General features: G+C 57.2%; 6 protein-coding genes and 2 pseudogenes. 4 read left to right on the top strand and 4 right to left on the bottom strand.

The window, feature by feature from the left end; all coding sequences use genetic code 11:
• Nucleotides 1–518 precede the first annotated feature (518 nt).
• The 3 genes and pseudogenes from EOA85_RS21955 (at nt 519) to EOA85_RS21945 (ending at nt 3,232) form a co-directional block, all read left to right on the top strand.
• The gene (locus EOA85_RS21955; RefSeq protein WP_127211149.1) at nt 519–1,199 is read left to right on the top strand and encodes a methyltransferase; all 681 of its coding nucleotides are present in this window, start codon (nt 519–521) and stop codon (nt 1,197–1,199) included.
• A 216-nt stretch (nt 1,200–1,415) separates the two neighbouring features.
• Nucleotides 1,416–1,592: pseudogene (locus EOA85_RS21950) on the top strand (transposase); the annotation flags it as partial.
• A gap of 377 nt (nt 1,593–1,969) precedes the next feature.
• The gene (locus EOA85_RS21945; protein ID WP_127211148.1) at nt 1,970–3,232 is read left to right on the top strand and encodes an acetyl-CoA carboxylase biotin carboxylase subunit family protein; all 1,263 of its coding nucleotides are present in this window, start codon (nt 1,970–1,972) and stop codon (nt 3,230–3,232) included.
• A 428-nt stretch (nt 3,233–3,660) separates the two neighbouring features.
• Here the strand turns inward: EOA85_RS21945 and EOA85_RS39185 are convergent, their stop codons facing one another.
• The 3 genes from EOA85_RS39185 to EOA85_RS39175 are packed head-to-tail and all read right to left on the bottom strand — an operon-like array spanning nt 3,661 to nt 4,753.
• Nucleotides 3,661–4,119, bottom strand: coding sequence for a reverse transcriptase domain-containing protein (locus tag EOA85_RS39185; RefSeq protein ID WP_245485943.1), 459 nt, complete (start codon nt 4,117–4,119; stop codon nt 3,661–3,663).
• The gene (locus EOA85_RS39180; protein WP_245485941.1) at nt 4,116–4,298 is read right to left on the bottom strand and encodes a hypothetical protein; all 183 of its coding nucleotides are present in this window, start codon (nt 4,296–4,298) and stop codon (nt 4,116–4,118) included. Before EOA85_RS39180 ends, EOA85_RS39185 begins: the two co-directional genes overlap by 4 nt.
• A complete protein-coding gene (locus tag EOA85_RS39175) occupies nt 4,295–4,753 on the bottom strand; it encodes a reverse transcriptase domain-containing protein (RefSeq protein ID WP_245485939.1) in 459 nt (152 codons plus the stop codon). Before EOA85_RS39175 ends, EOA85_RS39180 begins: the two co-directional genes overlap by 4 nt.
• A 628-nt stretch (nt 4,754–5,381) precedes the next feature.
• Here EOA85_RS39175 and EOA85_RS21935 point away from each other — a divergent pair.
• A pseudogene (locus tag EOA85_RS21935) lies at nt 5,382–6,386 on the top strand (IS110 family transposase).
• Nucleotides 6,387–7,324: 938 nt separating this feature from the next.
• Here the strand turns inward: EOA85_RS21935 and EOA85_RS39170 are convergent.
• A partial coding sequence (locus EOA85_RS39170) for a hypothetical protein (protein ID WP_245485938.1) occupies nt 7,325–7,545 on the bottom strand: 221 nt, incomplete at its 5' end.

Below are 7,545 nucleotides of genomic sequence, written 5' to 3'. Positions count from 1 at the left end.
GGTCAACTGTGTTCGTACAAGTTGGACGTTCAGCGTCTCGGCCGCGTTCCGGCCGGCGTTCGCGCGGTGGTTTTCCACGGCAAGCCCCGGCCATGGGAGGTGGGTTGGTGAAGCCATTCGAACAACGCGGCAACGCAATCATTCAGCGCCTGCCGCCCGAAGCAAAGTGGCGAAAATCGGCGTGCTATCGGAATAACTCCTCCGGCAGGCTGGCGACATCAAGCTTTACAGGTCGACAACTGACGGCCAACGCATCGGCAGCCGGACCACTATCGCGTCACCGGAGACCTGAAACGAAACATTTGCCGCGCGTAAATAGCCAGCCGTGAACAATGAGGAGGTCGCGCTGCGAGCCGTTTGTGGCGGCTTTGGAAAGAAGCGATAGGAAGTGCCAAGATCGATCTGAGCCAGCTAAGCACGAACGAGAATCTACGGAGGTTTTTATCTGTGATACCGATTCTTACAATGGCTGCGGACCGTTCGCAGCGTCTATTGTACTTAGTTCGGAGGGCAGTAATATGACGGACATAGACCAGATCCGGACAAAGATAAAACGCAGCCAGCAGCACACTTTTCCGCTGTATATACATGAATTTGGCCTAGAAATGGTCGTAAACGAGGGCGTGCTTTCACCACATGAATTCCAGGGTTGGCGTTGGTATACAGAGAATTTTCCTCCTGTTGTCGGGAAAAGAATCCTGGAGATCGGCTGCGGCTTCGGCCTCCCTGGACTGTACCTCGCGAAACTCGGCGCCTTGTCCTTGGTTGCCTGTGATATCGATCCTAGGGCGGTCGCGAACACGTTAGAAAATGCTGCAAGAAATGGCATCGACAATGTCGAGGTAATCGAAAGCGACATCTTTTCCAATATTCCGCCCCGCCGAAAATTCGATTTTATATTCTGGAACTGTCCGTCGGACTATGCGCCGGATGACTATGAGTATCGGGACGACCTCGAACGAGGAGCCATCGATCCGGGTTATAGAATGCTCAGCCGCTTTCTATCGCAAGGCCCAGAATTCCTAACAGAGTCGGGCAGCATGCTCTTAGGCTTCCCCAGTGGCCATCGGGACGATCTGCTCTCGGAAATCATCCTCGCAAACGATCTCGAGTCCGTACTTCTCGGGTTCGGCACCTACCCTCACATGAGCGCGATCTACAGACTGTTCTCCATACGCAAAAGGGGCCCAAAGGCATGATATCAGAACCGTTGCATTAAGTGCATGGAAGATAGGCAAAGCATGACACGACCTTGCGGTCTTCCGTGGTCGATCGGCCGAACCCATCGGAACTCGATCCGACAAAACTCCCCGGCAACTCCGTAAGCTTGGACTGAGAATTCCTGCGGCGACCTCGCGTTAGCTTGGTTCTTGCCGCTCGCGACTATCATCCTGTTTCTAAGAGACTGCCTCAAAAAGGGCTTCGAGGTTCTACCGCGCAGATGGGTCGTTGAACGGACCTTCGCATGGCTCGGCAGATGCAGAAGGCTGGCGAAGGACTTCGAGAAATCCGTCGCTTCCGCCGAGGCGTGGATCATGATCGCCCACATACGCCTCATCACGCGCCGTCTCTCAAGATATTGCTATCATTGAGCTCTTTTCGAGTCCGACTCTAAGCATATGGGAATACGCCGGACGGCTGTTCGCCATTCCGGAGTTCCTGCTGCCTGCACCTTCGGCTGTTTTACGGAGGCTTGTGAGCGCTGTGCTCAGCTGCAGATAGGCCTGTCCCGCACCCATTGCCTCCGCGCAAATCACAGGCGAAGTGAATCAGACATCGGCCGACTTGGCGAGGTTTTTTGAGATGCCCAACTGGCTAGGCAGGATTTTATGTAAATTTATAGAATCTTAACAACCGCAAATCGGCGACGATGGTACGTTCACTACAATGTCTGAGGTCAGCCCGGCGGAAAAATATGAGGGCGATTACCTCGACTGCCGTGCAGTACATTATGGAGGGTCGACGGCCCATGGCAAGAAGAGCACTCATTTTGGTGGAAGGTGATCCAACGGGTAATGGTTTGCTATATGTCCAAGCGGCCCAGCGACTTGGACTTCGGCCAATTATCTTGTCAGCTGATCCAGCTCAGTACGACTGTCTTGAGACGGAAAGCATTGAGGCAATCCGGGTCCATACAGACGATCTCGATGCGCTGATCCGCGAATGTTCCCGGCTATGGACGACTTATGAGATTGCTGGCATTACCTGCGCCAAAGAGTGGGTCTGCGCGAGAGTTGCCAAACTCTGTCGCCGTTTCGATCTGCCGGGGCCTAACCCGGCATCGATTGAACGATGCTGCGATAAATTCACTCAACGTCAACTCCTCGCGGAGGCCGGCGTTCCAATCCCTGCTTATCGCTTGGCAGAAAATGCGGCGGAGGTTGAACGCGCTGCCACGGAGATCGGTCTGCCGGTGGTTGTTAAGCCAGCGGTCGGCAACGGTAGCACCGGTGTCCGATTGTGCCGCGACGTCGACGAGTTGGCCGAACATACAACCTATCTGTTGGGCGGGAAGCACGTATGGCGGTCTTCGCCGAAGATATTAGTCGAAGAATTCGCACGAGGCTCCCATTATGCGGCTATTATAATGGGAAATGAGGTCATTGGGATTGAGGCCGCTGGCTTCGGCCCCCCACCGCATTTCGTCTATAGTGAGGGCATCTTTCCGGCACCGCTGACTGATGACGAGCATGAGCGTATAGCCGATGTTTCGTTGAGCTGTTTGCAAGCTCTCGGCCTTGGCTGGGGGCCATCCTGCATTGAACTCCGGTGGACCAAGCGTGGCCCAGTCGTCATTGAAGTTAATCCGCGTCTTGGTGGCACTCCTCAACCGGTTCAGCTGGCTTACGGTATCGATCTCATCACCGAGCACCTCAAGCTTGTCATCGGCGAGGAATGGGATTTGCGCAGAATGCATTCGCACATTGCGGCTTGGCGGTCCCTGCTTCCTGATCGCGATGGCACCCTGGATTGGATCAGTGGCGTCAGTCGGGCGGCTGCTGTACCAGGTGTCGCCGATGTCAAAATTTATGTTAAACCCAAGACACCGATCGTTAGGAAAGGAGATTACCAAGACTCCCTGGGATGTGTCTTCGCCGTTTCACCCACGCTTGCTCAGACCAAGGCGATACTTCAGCGTGCAGTCGACTTGATCGATTGGTCGACCACACCATTTCCGACCGTTGGCGCAGGCTCAGCGGAACAGGAAAGACAGCCACAAAGCGGGCGATGATCTGGGGCGGAAAATGATCACGTTGAGACCTGACGGACAGGGTAGGGCTTGAGGATCCGGACTTCAACGCCAATGATGGTAACTTCACGCATGGATCTCCTCCCCTTTCTTGGTGAATCCAACACCACCATCTTGTCGGGTAGGCGGGGTCGTTGCCGATCCCCGCCCCCCACAGATCCGGACGTGCAGATTTCCCGCATCCGGCTCCTCACAGGCCAGTTTCGCTCATGGACTGCGCCACTGACGGACAATCTTGGCTGGCGGCAACGGATACCTGTCGAGTAGTCCCTGCATTCGGGCCCAGGTAAAGGCATCCTTCTGGCTCCGGCTTCCCAGCCATCGCTTCCAAATGCGCCCGACCTGGTAGTGGTACCAGTTCAGACGTTTCGCATTTCCCGTGATCCCGTAATAGGCATAGTGGCCCCACATCACCTTACCAAGTACTCGTGCTGCTGCTTGAGCGTCAGGTGCCGATAGGTCTTGCACCAGCGCCAAATCGCCTTCAGCGACCGCGCGTAACGATCCTTGGCCGTGACTTGGCGAACAACGCGGTTGCCCTTCCGCGACCTTCCCCAAACATGGGTAAAGCCAAGGAAGTTGAACGTTGTTGCGTCCGTCGCAGGGTGTTGTAGCCCCTTCAATCGATGGGGCCGGAAGTCCACGTAATGCGTCTTGTCCACATGGAGCGTGAGCCCGTACTTGGCAAGACGTCTGCCCAGAACGCCAAGCATGCGCTTGCCGCTCTCCGGGTCTTCTAGGGGTATGACGAAGTCATCAGCATAACGCACCAGTTGGGTCCGCCCGGAAAGGCGCGGTTGCGCCACCTCCACGAAACATTCGTCCAGCACATGGTGCAGAAAGATGTTCGCGAGAAGCGGGCTAATCACGCCTCCCTGCGGGGTCCAGTCACCGAGTTTTGCAGGGAACCTCCTTCGAGTACTCCTGCTTTCAGCCATTTGTCGATCATGCGTCGAATGACGCCGTCTGTGATCCGCAGATCGAGGAAGGATCGCAGATGCTTGTGATCGATGCTGTCGAAGTACTTCGAGATATCCGCATCAATCACCCAATACTGTCGCTGTCCCATGATGCCACGCACAATCGGCGCAAGGCATCATGAGCAGAACGGTCCGGCCGAAAGCCGAAAGAACAGTCCAGAAAGTCCTGCTCGTAGATCGGCTCCAGAACCATCAAGATCGCCCGTTGCGCCACCTTGTCTTCAATGGTTGAAATGCCCAGAGGACGTTTCGACCCATCTGCTTTCGGTATGTAGTGACGCCGCACCGGCGGCGCGCGATAGCTGCCCGACTTGATCCGCGACAGGAGGCTTTCAAGGTTCACCTCCAAATCCCTCTCATAGTCGGCAGCCGTGCGCCCGTCGATGCCCGCCGCCCTATCCTTGCGCGTCAGGGCCCACGCCTCGAACATCCATTCAAGGTCGATCAGGTGGTGCAGGGACGTAAGCACCCGGTCCGGGTGCTCCCTCGCCTGTTCGGCTATCCACTGCTGTTTTGTGGACATGTTTGTGGGGCTCAGGGTCCCCTCCGATGTTTCCCGTCAGTGGGTCTGACATGTGACGCCCCCCTTCCCTCGACCGGGTTCCGCTGGCCACGGTTCCCCGCTTTCGACGGTACTATGAGGGCGCTCCGACTTCCCGCACCGCATGCCCTTCGGCTTATTGTTTTCGCCAGCCGGGTCCGAAGGGTCCTGCCTGTTCGTGTTCGCCGTAGCGCTCCCGGGGGATTGCAGGTCCTGCCCCCGGGTGTGCCACACCGAAGGCGTCATCACGTTCGCATTTCGAGGCTTACATCACCGCTTTATCACCTGCCGTCTACGCTTCATGGGCACCGTTGCCGACGCCCACGCAAGACTCGCTTCCGGCTGGCGGGCTGCGCCTTTACCGGGCAGGAGTTGAACCTGCTGGATCGCTGAGAAAGGTTTCAGGTTGTATCGTTCTCCTTTCCACGGCTTATCCTGGCGCACGGCACATTGCGATGCCGTCGAAGAAGGCTGGCATCCACATGGGGTAATCGCGGGAGCGAGTCGCCAGAGAATCAATCATATCCTTGGAAGTTGGCTGTTCCCCGATAAGATGGAAATACGGGCTCACGACCTGACGCCGGGGCCAAGCATCTGATGGAGAACAGCCATGGAAGAATATATCGGTCTCGACGTGTCGATGAAAGAGACGGCGGTGTCGATTCCACGTGAAGGCAAGCGCGTCTGGCGCGGGAAGTGCGCCTCTGATCCGAAGATCATTGCCGAGCTTATCCGTAAGCGGGCGCCAGCCGCCAAACGCGTGGTGTTCGAGACTGGCCCCCTTTCCGTCTGGTTCTATCACGCGCTACGTGCGGAAAGGCTGCCAGCGATCTGCATCGATGCTCGCCCTGCCAAGGCTGCGCTCGATATGGCGCCGAACAAGACCGACGCGAACGACGCCGACGGTTTGGCGCATCTTGCAGGTGGGGTTCTTCCGTCAGGTGCGGGTGAAAGGATTTGACTGCACGCTGACCCGCACGCTCGTGGCGGCACGCACCCGGCTGGTCCGGATCACCACCGAACTTTCCAACCAGGTTCGTGGACTCATGGAAACGTTCGGCCTGCTCGTGCCTGCAGGTAAGGGAACCACATTCGATCGATCACGAGGGACTTGCTCTTATCGTGCTGCCGATGTTGGAGACATGGCGCGGCATTCGCATCCGTGCCGCTGAGCTTAGGCGCCAGCTCGTCGCAGATGCACGTCAGAGAGGGGCATGCCGCTACTCATGTCGACCCCCGGCGTCGGCACCATCACCGCCACCTCGTTCGCCACTGCCATTGAATATCCGGACAACTTCAAGACGTCCCGATCTGTTGGCGCCTGGATAGGCCTCACGACGCGCCGCTACCAATCCGGAGAAGTCGATTATGACGGCCACATATCCCGACGCGGCCGCCATTTGCGAGGGCTTCTCTACGAAGCGGCGTCGGATATTCTGACGCGTAGCTCAAACGAGAGCACCCTGCGGACATGGGGTCTCCAGCCCGGGAGAGGATCGGCTTCAAAAGAGCTGCCGTGGCTGTGGCGCGCAAACTGGCGGTGATAATGCATACGATGCTTAAAACCGGCGAGCTCTTTATCCGAATGCAGGAGCCACAACGTAAATCCGGATAGCGTTCAGAATCTGAACGCCTGAGGCGTCCCTGCCGGGACGTGAGCCGAGCCATTCCGCTGATGGGGTTGCACCGCTGACTCAGCAAAGTGCTAATCCACATTGAAGGCTCGTCCCGCGAATCTCCATCATGCGGCGACCGATGTCGACCGCGAAGACAACCGTGTACCCGGCCAACGCATTTCCGAGCGCAAAGATACTTGACGTGCCCACCGCGATTAGACAACCCCATCAGCAAAAATGGAGTGGCATTCACGATGACGTTGGCGTGTCCGCGCGCAAACTACCCGAGCCTTGATAGCGAGGTGGGCTCGCAGACCCGATAGAGCGGCCCGCCTGCTGTCGGGGGCAACCAGCAGAAGATGTATCTCGAAAACGGCTGCATCGCAGGCCTGATATCCTGCTGTTCGACGAGCCGACTTCGGCATCGCGCGAAGGCGGAAGTTTATGGGCTTTGCGTGCCGAACGAGACCGTTTCGAGCCTGATGGTTTGGTCCGATCTCGGAGGGATGACACCATTGCCGACATAACAGAAGTGATGGATCAGGCCGGTTGGTCGCGCTCCAGACGGCAGCCAAAGCTCCGTGGAGCCGTTCGCCCTGACTATCCTGACCGCGCATGTCCTCGGCTAGCGGAGGCCGGCAGCCTGTCGCCATCGTGACGTTTTCGGCGCCTCGGATGCGACACGTGTACCCGCAAAACTATGAAGAACCCCAAACCGCTTGTAATTTAAGCCTAGCTGTGCCGGGCATGTTTTTTGCTTCGCATCTCGTGACCGTTAACTGAACAGAGTTTTTGATGCGAGTCGTGCGGCGCGAGAGAGAAGCCACCGGCCGCCGAGAAGACTGGTGCGGAATGCTAGAACAAGGTCGGCAGGCTTGCGCGAGAAGCGGGGTGCGGCTAGGGCTGGAACGTCCCCTCCAACAAATCGGCGATCTCTTCAACCAAAGCCGGATCGATCCACCAAGGTCCTCAAAAGCGCACACGCTACACCATTGTTGCAGAATCCAGCAAGAAACTCGCCATGAGGAGACGCATGATTCAGCCTGGTAGAACTCCACTTCATATTCAGCTGGCGGACATCATTCGGTCTCAGATCGAGAGCGGTGTCTTCAATGCTGGCGATCAGCTTCCCACTGAGATGGAGTTGATGAAGCAGCA

The sequence above is a fragment of the Mesorhizobium sp. M5C.F.Ca.IN.020.29.1.1 genome (assembly GCF_003997375.1).
GTDB classification, from domain to species: domain Bacteria; phylum Pseudomonadota; class Alphaproteobacteria; order Rhizobiales; family Rhizobiaceae; genus Mesorhizobium; species Mesorhizobium wenxiniae.
The sequence above is the reverse complement of the archived record's forward strand: the minus strand, read 5'-3'. Positions and strand labels throughout refer to the sequence as shown.

Bases quoted from the DNA above. Each gene is read 5' to 3' on its own strand.
- EOA85_RS39175 (WP_245485939.1), bottom strand. From the start codon at position 4,753: ATGTCCACAAAACAGCAGTGGATAGCCGAACAGGCGAGGGAGCACCCG.
- EOA85_RS21945 (WP_127211148.1), top strand. From the start codon at position 1,970: ATGGCAAGAAGAGCACTCATTTTGGTGGAAGGTGATCCAACGGGTAAT.
- EOA85_RS21955 (WP_127211149.1), top strand. From the start codon at position 519: ATGACGGACATAGACCAGATCCGGACAAAGATAAAACGCAGCCAGCAG.